General features: G+C 45.8%; 19 protein-coding genes, 2 tRNA genes and 1 other RNA gene. 17 read left to right on the top strand and 5 right to left on the bottom strand.

The window, feature by feature from the left end; translation table 11 throughout:
* From C5684_RS03710 to C5684_RS03700, 4 genes are all read left to right on the top strand, one after another.
* Window positions 1-1072: type IV secretion system protein (locus tag C5684_RS03710; RefSeq protein ID WP_233708647.1), on the top strand; the 1072-nt coding region annotated here is incomplete at its 5' end.
* A gap of 8 nt (window positions 1073-1080) precedes the next feature.
* The gene (locus C5684_RS09125) at window positions 1081-1218 is read left to right on the top strand and encodes a hypothetical protein (RefSeq protein WP_158306684.1); all 138 of its coding nucleotides are present in this window, start codon (window positions 1081-1083) and stop codon (window positions 1216-1218) included.
* A 46-nt stretch (window positions 1219-1264) separates the two neighbouring features.
* Window positions 1265-1623, top strand: a transfer-messenger RNA (tmRNA) gene (gene ssrA, locus C5684_RS03705).
* A gap of 49 nt (window positions 1624-1672) precedes the next feature.
* Window positions 1673-2215: a hypothetical protein gene (locus C5684_RS03700; protein ID WP_013889830.1), complete on the top strand. Its 543-nt coding sequence runs from the start codon at window positions 1673-1675 to the stop codon at window positions 2213-2215.
* On the opposite strand, the gene C5684_RS03695 is transcribed toward C5684_RS03700, so the two are convergent.
* From C5684_RS03695 to C5684_RS03685, 3 genes are read right to left on the bottom strand one after another with little or no spacing between them, the layout of a single operon-like run.
* Window positions 2212-2541, bottom strand: coding sequence for a chaperone NapD (locus C5684_RS03695; protein ID WP_013889831.1), 330 nt, complete (start codon window positions 2539-2541; stop codon window positions 2212-2214). The genes C5684_RS03700 and C5684_RS03695 overlap by 4 nt on opposite strands.
* On the bottom strand, window positions 2528-3022 hold the full coding sequence (locus tag C5684_RS03690) for a 4Fe-4S dicluster domain-containing protein (protein ID WP_104628439.1): 495 nt from the start codon (window positions 3020-3022) through the stop codon (window positions 2528-2530). The genes C5684_RS03695 and C5684_RS03690 overlap by 14 nt, the downstream gene beginning before the upstream one ends.
* Window positions 3023-3029: 7 nt before the next feature.
* Window positions 3030-3782 carry an exodeoxyribonuclease III gene (locus C5684_RS03685; protein ID WP_104628449.1) on the bottom strand — a complete coding sequence of 251 codons (753 nt, stop codon included), beginning with the start codon at window positions 3780-3782 and terminating at the stop codon, window positions 3030-3032.
* An 86-nt stretch (window positions 3783-3868) separates the two neighbouring features.
* Here C5684_RS03685 and C5684_RS03680 point away from each other — a divergent pair.
* Window positions 3869-3944 (top strand) — tRNA-Phe (locus C5684_RS03680).
* 106 nt (window positions 3945-4050) lie between these two features.
* Here the strand turns inward: C5684_RS03680 and C5684_RS03675 are convergent.
* A tRNA-Ser gene (locus C5684_RS03675) sits at window positions 4051-4141 on the bottom strand.
* A gap of 93 nt (window positions 4142-4234) precedes the next feature.
* Between C5684_RS03675 and C5684_RS03670 the strand changes: the two genes are divergently transcribed.
* The 12 genes from C5684_RS03670 (at window position 4235) to C5684_RS03615 (ending at window position 13257) form a co-directional block, all read left to right on the top strand.
* On the top strand, window positions 4235-4933 hold the full coding sequence (locus C5684_RS03670) for a 5'-methylthioadenosine/adenosylhomocysteine nucleosidase (protein ID WP_104639452.1): 699 nt from the start codon (window positions 4235-4237) through the stop codon (window positions 4931-4933).
* Window positions 4933-6066 carry a DUF354 domain-containing protein gene (locus C5684_RS03665; RefSeq protein WP_104639451.1) on the top strand — a complete coding sequence of 378 codons (1134 nt, stop codon included), beginning with the start codon at window positions 4933-4935 and terminating at the stop codon, window positions 6064-6066. The genes C5684_RS03670 and C5684_RS03665 overlap by 1 nt, the downstream gene beginning before the upstream one ends.
* Window positions 6067-6119: 53 nt before the next feature.
* A complete protein-coding gene (locus C5684_RS03660; RefSeq protein WP_013889836.1) occupies window positions 6120-6515 on the top strand; it encodes a hypothetical protein in 396 nt (131 codons plus the stop codon).
* Window positions 6516-6579: 64 nt separating this feature from the next.
* Complete coding sequence (locus C5684_RS03655) at window positions 6580-6825, top strand: HP0268 family nuclease (protein ID WP_006018419.1); 246 nt, start codon at window positions 6580-6582, stop codon at window positions 6823-6825.
* 7 nt (window positions 6826-6832) lie between these two features.
* Entirely contained in the window at window positions 6833-8146 is a 1314-nt protein-coding gene (miaB, locus tag C5684_RS03650; RefSeq protein WP_104639450.1) for a tRNA (N6-isopentenyl adenosine(37)-C2)-methylthiotransferase MiaB, read from the top strand.
* 4 nt (window positions 8147-8150) lie between these two features.
* Complete coding sequence (locus C5684_RS03645; protein WP_104628443.1) at window positions 8151-8771, top strand: lysophospholipid acyltransferase family protein; 621 nt, start codon at window positions 8151-8153, stop codon at window positions 8769-8771.
* Window positions 8771-9784 carry a hypothetical protein gene (locus C5684_RS03640; protein WP_104639449.1) on the top strand — a complete coding sequence of 338 codons (1014 nt, stop codon included), beginning with the start codon at window positions 8771-8773 and terminating at the stop codon, window positions 9782-9784. The genes C5684_RS03645 and C5684_RS03640 overlap by 1 nt, the downstream gene beginning before the upstream one ends.
* On the top strand, window positions 9768-10295 hold the full coding sequence (locus tag C5684_RS03635) for a hypothetical protein (RefSeq protein WP_006018426.1): 528 nt from the start codon (window positions 9768-9770) through the stop codon (window positions 10293-10295). Before C5684_RS03640 ends, C5684_RS03635 begins: the two co-directional genes overlap by 17 nt.
* The gene (locus C5684_RS03630) at window positions 10295-10861 is read left to right on the top strand and encodes a hypothetical protein (protein ID WP_013889842.1); all 567 of its coding nucleotides are present in this window, start codon (window positions 10295-10297) and stop codon (window positions 10859-10861) included. The genes C5684_RS03635 and C5684_RS03630 overlap by 1 nt, the downstream gene beginning before the upstream one ends.
* 8 nt (window positions 10862-10869) lie before the next feature.
* Complete coding sequence (locus C5684_RS03625) at window positions 10870-11241, top strand: YkgJ family cysteine cluster protein (protein WP_104639448.1); 372 nt, start codon at window positions 10870-10872, stop codon at window positions 11239-11241.
* A gap of 61 nt (window positions 11242-11302) precedes the next feature.
* A complete protein-coding gene (locus C5684_RS03620) occupies window positions 11303-12595 on the top strand; it encodes a tetratricopeptide repeat protein (RefSeq protein ID WP_104639447.1) in 1293 nt (430 codons plus the stop codon).
* Window positions 12586-13257, top strand: a complete 672-nt coding sequence (locus C5684_RS03615) for a beta/alpha barrel domain-containing protein (RefSeq protein ID WP_104639446.1) — start codon at window positions 12586-12588, stop codon at window positions 13255-13257. Before C5684_RS03620 ends, C5684_RS03615 begins: the two co-directional genes overlap by 10 nt.
* 50 nt (window positions 13258-13307) lie before the next feature.
* On the opposite strand, the gene C5684_RS03610 is transcribed toward C5684_RS03615, so the two are convergent.
* Window positions 13308-13901, bottom strand: a 594-nt coding sequence (locus C5684_RS03610; protein WP_233708646.1) for a glycosyltransferase, incomplete at its 5' end; no start/stop codon positions are given.

Raw genomic sequence — 13901 nt, 5'->3', positions numbered from 1 at the left:
ACGAATAACAACGCCAAAAATATCTATGCCAGAGCTTTACCAAAGCGTTTTGCATTTTTTTATGGACCCCACCCACACTTTGATCCAGCATATTGGCTTACAAATACTCCAAGTGCTCAAATTCCAACTTCTAGCAAACGCTTTGGTGGTCTTGGCTATGATGATTTGGGCTTATCAGAGGGTGCAACATGCCGATATGTTCAGGTGGCGCACTCTCTTTAGCCTAGCGAGCTTTGCGGGCTTTTTTGTGCTCTTTAATTATGCCATGCAACACCCCCAAGCCTTTTATGCGTGGCTAAAAACAACTCTCTTTTATGCCTCTGACAGCCTCATGGAATTGGTGCAAGGGAGTTTAAAAGTCTCTAGCCAAGCACTGGGCTTAGATACCCAGCAACTTAGCCTAGAATTTCTTATCAACCAAACTTTCCACACTTTGGTTTGGATTTTATCTGAGATCACCCACCAACAAAGTCATGCCAATCCATCCATGTTTTTAACAGGCGCGCTCATTTTGTCTCAAGGCGTGCTTTTGACCTTGATTTTAGCCCTTGTTTTGATCGTTTCCATTGAGATTTACCTTTGGCTGGCATTTGGGGCGTTAATGTTGCCCCTTGGCTTTTTTGTTGCCACCAGATCGATGCTATGGCTCTACCTTAAAAAATGCACCGCTTTGAGCCTTTACCAACCCATTGTCTTTTTGGTCGCTTTTTATAATACCCATGTGGTGCAAACCCTAATCAGCACCATCCCCATGCATGCAGACAATGCCCATGCCCCCATTGGGTCATCTGTGATCTTGGTGGTGAGCTCGTTATTGGTGTTATTTTTGGTCTGCAGAGTCCCCCATTTTATCCATGCCTTTTTCCGCACACAGGGGGTGTTTAAAGACATCGTTTCTATGGTTGCCTTGAGCAAGGGGGCGCTATTGCAGAGTGTGGAGCGTGCGAGGCATACAAGTTTGGTGGGGTCTAGCAACACAGAAACCCAAGAGAGCCACCATTGGAGTCAAAAACCCTCCTTTAAGATTCAGACTCTATCAGAGCCCAGTATAGACATCAGACAAACACGCTAAGGATGAGTATGCCAATAAAAATAGGATATTGTTTGGGGACTCTGGTGCTGGTTTTTAGCCTAGAGGCTTGCACTGGTAAAATCCATGAAATGCAAAAAAGCCCCTGTGCATGTGGGCAAAACTTGGTTAGTTTAAAAAAATTATAAGAATTTTGTGCTAGAATGAGCCCCTTTAGGTTATTTATAGCTAAATGGGGCTGACTAGGATTTCGACAGAGATTGCATTGCGTGGGTTGCATGCCAAGTGTCTCTTGTTAAACGACACAAACAATAAGCGTAAATAATCCTAATTACGCTCCTAACTACGCTAAAGCAGCGTAAGGAGCTGGAAGCTTGGCAAATCGACTGGTGTTGGCTAGGCATTCCATCATTTTTAGCCAGTTGCCTTTAAAAAGTGCCCGTTTTTAAAGTAAGCTTAGGGCTAGGGTTTTTCTTCAGTTCTTGAGGAGTTGGACTAGAAAAACTAGAAAATCCAAAACTTCTCTAAGCATGTAGATGCCCACGGATGGATGTGGTTTTTGGACTGGGGTTCGATTCCCCACAGCTCCACCATTTTTTACCAACGATCACCATTATAGAAGGACGAGAAGGATAAAAAGCGATGAGACTTCAGTATTGCAAACATCTAGCAGGCTCTGTGTTTTGGATCGTGTTGGTTTTTGGGGCTCTTCTCCCTTTGCGCGCCATTGATATCCAAGCACTTTCCAATGAGCAGGCTAGGAGTGCGGAATTGGCGACAAAATTGGTTGCTGTGAGCCACACAATGCTAGAAAAGGCGATCGATAGGGGGGCGACCTACCCACAAGTTAAGGAACTCAATGGAATCTACCAAGACTTGCAAGCCATCCAAGTGCTTTTGTCTGCCAATAACCCTAACCCAAACAACCCCCCCAGCGGCACTGCCGGTGGCAAGACAGACACTAAGGACAAGATAGAGTCGGTCTTTAAAAAGGCGATCCAAGCCCCCATTGATTTTGATCAAGCCATCCAGCTCACCACCGCCTTGCAAAAACGGATCAAGAACACGCCACAAGGGAGTGTTGATTTTACCCCCATCACGAGCCTTTTAACCCAACTGGAAACCTCATTGCAAACAGCCCTTGATCTCAAATCCCAGTGGTTAAACACCAGAAAAGCTAACTAATCCATCCAATTACGCACATCACCCTTATAACGCACAGGCTCATCCTCCCCCTCGATTTGTTTGGCAATTTCTTGGAACTCTTGGGCTTGGGGACCCTCTTCAGAGTAGCTATAATGCATGTGTGCGCTAATCACCCCCGGAGTGGCTTCAATCTGCCTATTGGCTCTCAATTCCTCCTGCACGCTTTGGGCTTCGATCAAGGCGATCACAATCCCCTTTTTGCGATCAAAAACAGGCACTTCCACATGTGGGATAGCTTTAAGCGCCTCTAAAACGCCCTCAAAGCGGTTCAAATCCACTTTAACAATCACACTAGAAATATTCATCTGGACCTCCATGAAATGGGATGAGTAAAATAGCGTTGCTTGGGCACACGCCCACACACATGCCACAGCCTACACATGACTCTTGGACATGTGGCTCAAACATCCCCCTAAGGTGGATCGCATCTATGGGGCACGCATCTTTACACGCAAAACAGACCACGCGTTGGTAACTCAAACACGCTTGGCGATCCAAATAGGCAAATGCCTCGATCTGATCGCCTTTGGTTCCCTCCAACACGCCCCCACACGGCTGGCATGCTTGTTGGCAAGCCCGGCAAAAGGTGCAACCTCTTTGCTGGGTGTCCAAATAAGGCATGTGTTGCTCAGGCTTGATCACGATTTTTTCCGGACAAGCAGACACACACGCCCCCACACAATCCAAACAAAGGGAAGACTTGGCGCGATCAAAATAGGGCAAGGGGACTGGGGGTATTTTTTGTTTGGAGTTAAAAATCTCTCTAAAGGGTTTTCTTGTTTCCATGCCCGCTCTAAAATATTTCAAGCCCTACTGGACAATGATCGCTCCCCAAGATGTGTGGGTGAATCAAGGCATCTTTGAGCTGTTCTTGGAGTGTGTGGGAAACTAAGAAATAGTCGATACGCCAGCCGATATTCCTAGCCCTAGCCTCATTCATGTAGCTCCACCAAGTGTAAATCCCTTGTTGGTTGGGGTAAAAATGGCGGTAGGTGTCAATCAAGCCCAAGTCTAAAAGTTGGCTGAAAGCATGGCGTTCCTCAGGGCTAAAGCCGGCGTTATGGTGGTTGCTCTCTGGGTTTTTCAAATCAATCTCCTTATGGGCGACATTCAAATCCCCACACACCACTACCGCCTTATGCCCCATCAAATCTGCCAAAAACCGCCTAAAAGCCTCCTCCCATTTTAAGCGGTAATCAAGGCGTAACAAGCCTCTTTGGGAATTAGGCACATAGACATTCACCAAGTAAAAATCCGCATACTCGCAAGTTACCACCCGCCCTTCTAAATCATGTTGGGCAACACCAATCCCATAAGTGGTGTTGATCGGCGCATTCTTGCTCAGGGTCAAAACCCCACTATAGCCCTTTTTCTGTGCGCTATTCCAAAAAGAAGCGTAATCTTGGAAGATAAAATTAGCTTGATTAGGGTGCATCTTGGTTTCTTGCACGCAAAAAATATCCGCCCCGCTCTGTTCCAAAAACTCTTTAAAACCCTTTTGCATGCATGCCCGCAAACCATTGACATTCCAAGAGATTAAATGCACCATCGCCCCTTTGTTTTAAGACATTATATATGATTTTAAGTAAATTTTAGAAACTTTGTAGTATAGTCGGGGCTTATTTTTTCAAAGGCTTGATAGCTCAGTCGGTAGAGCAGAAGACTGAAAATCTTCGTGTCGGTGGTTCGATTCCGCCTCAAGCCACCATCTTTTTTACCAATAATCCCGCATTTCAACCCCCACCAAACCCAGCATAGGCAAAAACTCCAATGGTGTTAAATCTAGACTTTAGGGGAATGATCTTAAGGGGAAGTGGCGGACAGGGAGGGATTCGAACCCTCGGTAACCTTGCGGCTACGCATCCTTAGCAGGGATGTGGTTTCAGCCAACTCACCCACCTGTCCTTTTTGACACACAAAAGGCAATTTTAATCATTTGCCACTAAGAGAAAGCTTAATATGCTAGAATAAACAAAGAATAAATCATCAAGGATAAACATGTTTAAAACAATCGGCGTGATGGGGGCGATGCGCGAGGAGATCGCCCCTTTTTTGGAGATGTTCCCCACCCACACAACAGAACAAGTCGGGGGGAATACTTTTTATACCATCCCCTACCAAAATTCCCAAATTATCTTGGCTTATAGCAAGATTGGCAAGGTGCATGCCAGCTTGACAGCCAGCACGATGATTTTGCGTTATAGCATTGAGGCTCTGATTTTTAGCGGCGTGGCTGGCGGATTAGCCCCGCATTTGAATATTAATGACTTGCTCTTGGCCACGAAACTTTGCCAAGCCGATGTGGATTTGAGCGCATTTGGGCATCCTTTGGGTTTTATCCCCGAGAGTGCGGTATTTATCCCAAGTGATCCCACATTAAATGATTTGGCTAGGCAGACCGCTAAGGATTTGGGTATCCCGCTTCAAGAGGGCGTGATTGCCACTTGCGATCAATTTGTGAGCGATCCGGGGCGCAAACAAGAATGGGCGCAAAACTTTGGCGCGGCGGTGGTGGAAATGGAGGGCGCAGCGGTGGCTTTTGTTTGCCATGCCTTCCATGTCCCCTTTTGTGTTTTAAGGAGTGTGAGCGACAGGGCCAACGGGGAAGCCCCGGGCGATTTTGATCAATTCTTGCACCAAAGCGCACAGACCAGCGCACAATTTGTCTTTAAGATGTTGGGCAGACTTGCCAATTAATGATTTGGCTAGACATCATCGATCCCAAGTATGTTTTATTTTTTAAAGAACTCATCCCCCTTTTGCCCGGTGAAATTTTAATCACCACACGGAGTAGCCCTAATTACCAAGAGACACGCACGCTTTTAGACCTCTATGGCTTGCCCTATGTGTGTTTTGGTGGGCGGGGGGAGAGTTTGGAGGAAAAATACCATGAGCGTTTAAAACGCAGCCAATGGTTTTTAACTCTTTTTAAAGATCAACGCCCCGATCTCTTGGTGGTGGGCGCGAGTGTGGAGGCGGTGCAAAGCGCTTTTGCCTTGCAAATCCCCATCGCTTACTTTTTAGATACGCCCAGCTTGGGGCTGGATCCTAAAGAGCCTAACCTAGCATCACTACAGCCCACCAAATTAGCCAAACTCAGTGCCCCTTTAGCTGATGTGATCTTTGCCCCCTTTGTTGTGCCCAAGAGCGCCTACCAGCAAGCTGGCGCACACAATGTCCTAACTTACCCCTTTATCGATCCCGTGCTTTGGATCAACACAAAAGAATCGCCCCCCGATTTTAGGCAAATTTGCGGGCTGAAAACCACCCGCCCGACTATTTTGGTGCGTGAGGAGGAACAAGCCCATTATGTGCGTGTGCGCTCCAATCTCATCGATGAAAGCGTGCGGGCACTGAGCACCCTAGATGTGAATATTGCCCTGATTACGCGCTACAATCCTGCCCCACTCCAACAAGCCTTTCAAGGCTTAGAAAATGTTTATGTCTTGGAGCAAAAATTCAGCGCACTGAGTTTATATTATTATAGCGATGTGATGGTGGGGGGCGGGGGGACGATGAATTTAGAGAGTTGTTATTTTGGCTTGCCCACCATCTCCACCCGTTCGCTTTGGCTTTATCATGATTGCTATTTGCTCCAACATGGCTTGATGGCGCATGCCAGCACGCCCTTAGAGGTGCTAGATTTTGTGCAAAAAAGCCTAGCTCAAAAGGAGAGTCGTGCACAAAGACACCAAAGAGCCCGCAAATTCTTTATCAAGGGCAAACCCAATTTTGATTTCTTTTTTGGGGCAATGTGGGCGGTGTTGGGGCTGTATTTGGGCGTATCTAGTTGCCATAATTTTTTTTCATTGCCATTTTATTATTTTTAAAAGTGTAATATCTTAGTCAAGGAATGGGAAATCCAGTCCATAAAGGAGTTTTCATGGATTTATTAGTCCAAAATCTTAAACAAGAACAGGTTTTAGCTTTCCAAGAGTTGGCGCATTCCTTAGGCGTGGATGTCGTGGTGCTCCCTCCAAAAAACAAGAGGACGGGCAAGGTTTCTAGTTCTTTGCTCATCGATTCGCTCTCCAAAGAACCCGTTGAGGTCAATATGAGTCGCTCTAAGAGTAGCACGCCCCTTACCCACTTGCACAAAAAAGAGGCGATCAGCTACTACAGGCAGTCCTACTTGTGCAATTCCTACCATAACCCGCTCAACACCCATAAAAAGGACCATTGTGCCCCCATCTCAGATGGGGGGAGTGCGCGCCACCCCCATAAATCTAGGCAACGCCACACTGATGATCCCCATTCGGGCTTTGGGTTTGATATTTAGGGGTTTGGTGTTTTAAGCCAAAGTGCGTTATACTCGCAAGCTTAATCCATTATAAAGGGGTCAAATGGAGTTGCGCTTGGCTAGATCGGATCGCAAGCAGAGCAAGAGCCACACCATCAGCTTAGAGGATTTGCACCAAAAATACCTCAAGCACAAAGAGCATATCTTCTACTTCGCCCCGAGCAACACCCATAAGGACATGTTAGGGGCGGTGGATTTTTTTGCCAAAAAGGGGTGCAAGGCTTATTTGTCTGAGGTGCAAATCAGCACCGATGACAAGGATTTTATCTATCAGCTCCACATTATCTAGAGCGCGCATGCCAGAGGTTGCCACTAAAAAGCTTTACATCGAAACGATGGGTTGTGCGATGAACACGCGCGATAGCGAGCATTTGGCGAGCGAGTTGCACAAGGTGGGCTATGTGGGCGTGGATCAGCCCCAAGAGGCGGATTTAATTTTAATCAACACTTGTAGTGTGCGGGAAAAGCCCGAGCGCAAGTTATTTTCCGAAATCGGGCATTTTGCCAAGATTAAAAAGCCCGGGGCTAAGATTGGCGTGTGTGGGTGCAGTGCGAGCCACATGGGAGCAAGCATTTTAAAAAAAGCCCCGAGCGTGGATTTCGTGCTGGGTGCACGCCAAACCTCTAAGATCACCCAGATCATCCACCAGCCCAAAGCCATCGAAGTGGGCTTGGATCACGATGATAGCACCTATGTTTTTGCCACCCCCCCAAAAAGCCAACTCAAGGCACTCATCAATATCTCTGTGGGCTGTGATAAACATTGCACCTATTGCATTGTGCCCCACACCCGGGGCAAAGAGATTTCAATCCCTATGGATTTGATCCTCAAAGAAGCCAAAAGGCGCGTGCAACTGGGCACCAAAGAGATCATGCTCTTAGGGCAGAATGTGAATAATTATGGCGTGCGTTTTAGCCACGATCACCCCAAGGTCAATTTTAGCCATTTGCTGGATGCTTTGAGCCAAATTGAGGGCTTGGAGCGCATCCGCTTTACTTCCCCACACCCTTTGCACATGGATAATGCCTTTTTGGAATGCTTCGCACGCAACCCCAAAGTGTGTAAGAGTATCCATATCCCTTTGCAAAGTGGCTCCAATGCCATTTTAAAGGCGATGAAAAGAGGTTATAGCCGTGAATGGTATTTGGATCGCATCGCAAGATTGCGGGCTTTAGTCCCTAATGTGGGGATCAGCACGGATATTATCGTGGGCTTCCCCGGGGAGAGCCAAGCTGATTTTGAGGACACGCTGGACATTTTAGAACGGGTGCGCTTTGACACTCTTTATAGTTTTGTCTATTCCCCCCGCCCGCTAACCCCTGCTGGTAGCTGGGAAAACCAAGTCCCCAAAGAGATCGCCCAACGCAATTTAGAAACCCTGCAAGCCAGACACAAGGAGATTTTGGAGCAAAAAGCCACCCAAGAGATGGGTAAAATCCATCAGGTCTTGGTGGAAAATAGCGCTGGGGGCGTGGCTGAGGGGCGTAGCGATAATGGGCGTTTGTTGCGTTTTGAGGCTTTGGGCGTGCAGTTGGGCGATTTGGTTGCTGTCAAGGTGGTCGATCAACACAAAGGGAGCTTGAGAGGGGCTTTGTGTCTAGGGGCTTGAAGGTTTGTTAAAGCGCTTTAGAAGTGGGCTTGTGTTGTGGGCTGTGCCGGTGTTGCTCTATTGGATTTTAAAGCTTTTATTTAAGACTTGCCGTAACCGTTTCCATTTGGCTAGCAGTTTGCAAAATACCTCTTTTATTGCGAGTTTTTGGCATGGCGAGATTGCCATGTTGCCCTTTGCCTACTTGCGTCTTAAAAAAAAGCCTAATTTGTATGTGGTGGCCAGCCAACATTTTGATGGCACGCTGGCGGCTAGGCTGTATGAATGTTTTGGCTTTAATGCGATTCGGGGGTCGAGCAAAAAGGGCGGGGTGCGGGTGCTGATTGAGGGGATTAGGCATCTAAAGGCGGGGGCAGATGTGGGCTTGACTCCTGATGGTCCTAAGGGCCCTTATCATAGTATCGCTGATGGCGTGGTGGCGTTAGCCCAAAAAAGCGGGGTGGGTGTTGTGGTGTGCCGTGTGATCTTCCAAAATGCCTTCACCTTCAAGACTTGGGATCGCTTCCAACTCCCCAAACCCTTTTCACAAGTCAATTATTATATGCTAGAGCCTTTTTTTATCCCCAAAGAGATGGAGTTAAGCGAGGCTAAGGCGTTGATCGCACAACGCATGGAGCTCTCTTAATGGGTTTGTGGAGTTTTTTTAGGGGTATCTTTTATGATAGAATCCGCTTTTTTTTCTTCTCCAATGTGTTTATCTGCCTCAATTTGGATCATGAGACCCTGCAAGTCCATATCGAGCGACTCAAACGCAAGAAAGTTTTAGATGTTACCAATAAGGCTTATCCTATTAAAGATGGCTTGATTCCCATCAAAGTCTTGAAGAATGCCCGCGAATACCTCCAGCTCTATCCCTTTTGTTATCTGTGTGGCATGTCCAAGAGCACCGATCAGGGCATGTGCAAAAAAGAGGAGCTAGAGAAACATTTAGCAGGCGTGCGCAAAAAAGATGTGGTCTTATTAGAGGTGGATCAATATTGTTTTTTCATTTTGAAACACTCACTCAAGCAAGATTTAGATCGTTTTAATAGCGTGATGCCCTACATTGACTACATCTTTTCGCCCTTTTTAATACTCTATGCGTGCATTAAGCCCACTTTAGAGAACAATGTAGCCATTTATGGGCTCTTGGAACACTCTAGGCTTTGTGTGATGGTGAGCAACCACAAGGAGATTTGTTATAGCAAGTGGTATGCCCTAGAGATTATTAAAGAACATTTGGAGGTGCAGGGCAAGGAAAAAGAGGAGGAATATGAAAAAGAAGAGGCGTTGCTCAAGTCTTTTTTGAGTTCCATTGAGGCTAATTTGATGCACATCGACCCTAATTTTCAAGATGACCCCCAAAAGGAGTCCGCAACTCCAGATATGCAAGACCCTAAAAGTTTGGTGGATAGCATGGTGCATGTTGCAGATATTGTCAAATTCTTGCAAGAATCGATGAAAGTCGTCTATGATCACCACTTGGTCAAGGATTTCATTGAAAAGGTTTGGATTCTCAATACCTACCAAATCTCGCCCAAGATGTTGGAAATTCTCCAAGATGAGCTCATGCTAGACATTGTGCAAATGCCCATCTCTCTTGTGGAACAAATGAGTATTCTAGCCAAAAAAGAATATTACCATGAAGTTCAGTTATAGCAAACCCACGCCCAAGCACATGGTGGATTTACTCACCAAAGTGTGGGTTTTTTACATGTGTTTGTCCTTGTGTCTGATTTGGGGACTAGCCTATTTTTTACGCCACTACACCAAAGCCACTAATCGTGCGACCGATGTTTATCAAATCGAGGGCAATATTTACAACCACCGCGATAAACGCCTCAAACAAGAGATTCTACAAGTAGCACAGGCTGTCCAAAGCATCAAGGATAAATCTGCCTACACGACCAACATTAAAGAGTCTGTCAAGGGTATTTTAAGCATTATTCCCGATGTGATCACCATCCAATCCATCACCATTGACTATGCTAGCCTCACCATTAAGGGCATTGTCCCCTCTAAGGACACCTTTAAAGCCACGCTCCAGCAACGCTTAGATGCGATCTTTGAAAATAGCCACACCGAATTTACACCCCTTAAAAATGGCGGGTTGCGCTTTGTTTCGACCAATTCATCTGTGTTGCCCTTTATCGATCAGAAAGGAGATTGATGGATCAAAGCGATAGTCTGGTCTATGAGAGCAAATACCGCAAGGATATTTTATTCCAACGACTCCTCAAAAATTTTATCCTAACCCTAGTCTTCACCTTAGTAGCTCTGATTGCTATCCGCATTTGGCTTTGGCCCAGAATGGAGAATTACCGCACACAACATACCGAGTCCAAGCAAAAGCAGACCATCGCTAATTACAAGCAAAAAAGCTTTCTTAGCACTTTGCAAGCCTACCGCGATCTCAAGCAAAAAAACATCGCTATCTTGCAAGACCCAAGCTACCAAGTGGTATCTAGTGCGCTCAACAAGCTTTTAAACCAGTATTTCAGCCACATCACAATTCAAGAACAAGCCAGAAGAGTGGATCCCATCAAGCATGTCATCTATGATAGTTTGGGCGTGGGCGTGCATGCCCAATCTTTAAAAGATTTTTACGCTTTTTTAGATCATTTGGTTAATCTCAGCTATACCAAGATTGAGCTACCCGTTAGTATTACTAAACAAGGTAGCTATTTTAAAATGGACTTCATGATCCACATTGAATACCAAGTGGATCGTCCTTAAGGCAGAACATGGGGCAAGGATTTAATTTTAGCTTTGATTCTAGAGCATGCGATTCTTGTGGGGCGCGCTGTTGTTTGGGGGCAGAAGGGTATGTTTTTGCCAGCATTGCCGAACTCAAGGCGATTGGCGATTTTTTAAACATGCCCTTTGAAACTTTTACCCTGCGTTATGTGAGACAAGTGGGCAATGCCTATAGCTTATTAGAAAAAAGGGCATTACTCTCCTCTGGGCATGCGTGCGTGTTTTTAGATGAGCCAACCAAGCGTTGCACCATCTACCCCGTGCGCCCCAAGCAGTGCCAAACTTTCCCCTTTTGGGAATGTTTTAAAACTAACCATGAAAAGCTTCTCACCCTGTGCCCGGGCGTGCGCATGGATTAGTCCAAAAAGATGGATTTTATGATATAGTCTAGGGATTTTTAAAAAAAACTAAAGAGGTTGGATGAAACAGCAGAGATTTTATCAAAAATGGCGCTTGGCATTGGGGGCGGTGTTTTGCAGCACGGCTTTAATGGCACAAGGCTTAACAGAGGATCAACAAATCCTCATCACTTCAGATGCCTTCCAACGCGGGGATTTTGCCACAGCCAAAAAGGGGTATTTGCGCCTTTACCATGAAACCAATAACATTATTTACGCCAAAGAGGCGGCCATCTCAGCGGCTAGCTTGGGCGACATCAACACAGCTGTAGAGCTTGCCCTGCTTTACAAAAAGGTTACCAAAAACGACAAGGATATTTATATCAATAAAATCCTAGTGGATGGTTATATCAAAACCGGGCAGATTGACAAAGCCATTAGCTTGCTAGAAAAAATCCGCAAAGAGGATAAATCTTTGATGTTAGATAGTGTCCTAGGCTCGCTTTATTTGGGGCAGAAAAATTACAGCAAAGCTTTTGAGATTTTTGACAAGATTTACAACCAAGCCCATGACGAAGATAGCCTTGAAAAGCTCGTAACAATTTTCTTTGTGCAAAACAGCCAACAAGAGGCGGTCGACTTGCTCGTCTCGCATTTGGAAAAATACGGCTGTTCGCCCGATTTGTGCCAAAGGAGTTTTAATACGCTCATCCAGCTCAACGAATTACAAGTCGCTAAAAGGGTATTTGGCGAACTCTATGAGAAAGAGCCAGTCGTGCGTAACGCCCAGCTCTATATTGGTGTCTTGGTTTTGCTCAAAGAATTTGACAAAGCCCAGCAAATTGCCCAAAGCTACCCCTTTGATCGCCGTTTGCTCCTAGACCTCTACACTGCCCAGAAAAAATTTGCTCTAGCTGCCAAACAGGCGGGTTTGATCTACAATGAGCAAAAAGACCCGAAGTTTTTAGCCCTAGAGGCTATCTACACCTATGAGGATTTGAGTGCCCATAACACCCTGCAAAAATCCGATGTGATCCAAATCGCTAAGAAATTAGAACAAGCCATCATGCAACGCAAGCAAGCCTTGATCAAGAGCAAGGGCGATTTAGATGGGCAAGATGCCTTTTTTTATAACTTTTTGGGCTATTCCCTCATCGAATACGATTTAGACATTAAAAAAGGTATTGATTATGTCAAGGTGGCTTTAAAAATCGAGCCCGATTCAATTTTCTACATCGACTCGCTAGCTTGGGGGTATTACAAGCTAGGCAGTTGCTCTGAAGCCAAGAAACTCTTTTTTAGCATTTCTGAAGAGGAGATCAACTCCCAACCCGAACTCAAAGCCCATTCCAAATCCATTGCTGCGTGCCAATAAAAACCCTCCAAGCCTACCTAGAGCTCAAAAAATCCCTAACCCCCTTTGAACTTTTGGGTAGGAGTCTAGCCTATAACCCCTATGTCCCCAGACTCGCCTTAGAGGATTTAAAACGCCCCCCCTCCCAAGAGATCGCCCACTCCATTTTATATCTTGATGCTGGCTGGGATTTGGAATTTTTATTAGAAAAACTTAGTCAAGCAGACAAGGCGCGTGCCCTTTTGCTGGATTTTACCCCCCTCTACACGCAAGGCATGCCCGCCCTAGAAGCACTGGACTTACTGGGCTATATACGCCGCTTGAGCCCTAAGCCCTTGATTCACAAAGATTATTTTATAGACCCGTATCAAATCTTAGAATCTTTGGTGCATGGGGCTGATGCGCTCTTGCTCAACGCCTCTTTATTGGCAAAAAACCTCAAGGAGATATTAGAGTATAACGTGCGCTTGGGGTTGCTTGGTATTGTGCAAGTGGCCACCCCCAAAGAACTCAAGACAAGCATTCTAGCCAAAGCCCCAGCCCTCTACTTCCCCCAAAATTTTAACACCCTCCTAGAGCTCACCCCCCAAAGACCCCTGATTTTCAAAGACCTAGACGATCTAGTCCCCAATGCCCAAAACTCCTATGGTGCGGACGGACTGGTGATCAAACTTTCAAAATAGGCTTAAAAATAAAAATAACGCAGTGTTATTAAGAGCCCCGAGGGCTATGATCACTGGGTGTTCTCCAAAAGTTTGAGGATGATTTTTTCGTAAGTGAAATTGTGGATGCTTTTGTGGAGCTGTGTCGAGATATGATGGTAGTAAGCGGGATCGCCCAAGATGGCATTGATTTTGGTTGCCATTTGGTCGATGTCTCCCGCCACCAAATCGGCATGGAGCTCTCTAGCATTGCCAACAGGTGTGCAGATAAAGGGCGTGCCATATTGCATGCTCTCTAAAAGCACCATAGGGAAGCATTCATAATCCCCATAGCTACCATGCAAAAATAGCGTAGCGGCTTTGCAAAGCTCTAAGACATCGGTGCGTTCTATATCGTAGAAAAACAGGACTTCTTTAAAACCATATTTAGTATCGAGTTGGTGGCGTTTTAAGGCTTTAAGGCGATCTAGGGTATGCCCACTATTAAGGGATCCTACAAAAACTAAAGGGATGCATGCTTGGCTGGCATAATAAGCTCTAAGCACCATCTCTTGCCCTTTTTCAGGGTAGTAATTGGAGATGTTCAAAATAAAGGGGGTGCTTTTGAGGGTTTCTAGGAGGGTGTGCGGGGCGGTGTGCCATCTATCAAATTTTTTAGCTAGCTG

Source organism: Helicobacter bizzozeronii (genome assembly GCF_900196775.1).
Classification (GTDB): Bacteria; Campylobacterota; Campylobacteria; order Campylobacterales; family Helicobacteraceae; genus Helicobacter; species Helicobacter bizzozeronii.
The sequence above is the reverse complement of the archived record's forward strand: the minus strand, read 5'-3'. Positions and strand labels throughout refer to the sequence as shown.

Excerpts from the sequence above, each read along its gene's own strand:
- C5684_RS03670 (WP_104639452.1), top strand. The coding sequence starts at position 4,235 with ATGTTTAAAACAATCGGCGTGATGGGGGCGATGCGCGAGGAGATCGCC.
- C5684_RS03665 (WP_104639451.1), top strand. The coding sequence starts at position 4,933 with ATGATTTGGCTAGACATCATCGATCCCAAGTATGTTTTATTTTTTAAA.
- C5684_RS03630 (WP_013889842.1), top strand. The coding sequence starts at position 10,295 with ATGGATCAAAGCGATAGTCTGGTCTATGAGAGCAAATACCGCAAGGAT.
- miaB (WP_104639450.1), top strand. The coding sequence starts at position 6,833 with ATGCCAGAGGTTGCCACTAAAAAGCTTTACATCGAAACGATGGGTTGT.
- C5684_RS03625 (WP_104639448.1), top strand. The coding sequence starts at position 10,870 with ATGGGGCAAGGATTTAATTTTAGCTTTGATTCTAGAGCATGCGATTCT.
- C5684_RS03690 (WP_104628439.1), bottom strand. The coding sequence starts at position 3,022 with ATGGAAACAAGAAAACCCTTTAGAGAGATTTTTAACTCCAAACAAAAA.
- C5684_RS03700 (WP_013889830.1), top strand. The coding sequence starts at position 1,673 with ATGAGACTTCAGTATTGCAAACATCTAGCAGGCTCTGTGTTTTGGATC.
- C5684_RS03655 (WP_006018419.1), top strand. The coding sequence starts at position 6,580 with ATGGAGTTGCGCTTGGCTAGATCGGATCGCAAGCAGAGCAAGAGCCAC.
- C5684_RS03635 (WP_006018426.1), top strand. The coding sequence starts at position 9,768 with ATGAAGTTCAGTTATAGCAAACCCACGCCCAAGCACATGGTGGATTTA.
- C5684_RS03620 (WP_104639447.1), top strand. The coding sequence starts at position 11,303 with ATGAAACAGCAGAGATTTTATCAAAAATGGCGCTTGGCATTGGGGGCG.
- C5684_RS03695 (WP_013889831.1), bottom strand. The coding sequence starts at position 2,541 with ATGAATATTTCTAGTGTGATTGTTAAAGTGGATTTGAACCGCTTTGAG.
- C5684_RS09125 (WP_158306684.1), top strand. The coding sequence starts at position 1,081 with ATGCCAATAAAAATAGGATATTGTTTGGGGACTCTGGTGCTGGTTTTT.
- C5684_RS03640 (WP_104639449.1), top strand. The coding sequence starts at position 8,771 with ATGGGTTTGTGGAGTTTTTTTAGGGGTATCTTTTATGATAGAATCCGC.
- C5684_RS03660 (WP_013889836.1), top strand. The coding sequence starts at position 6,120 with ATGGATTTATTAGTCCAAAATCTTAAACAAGAACAGGTTTTAGCTTTC.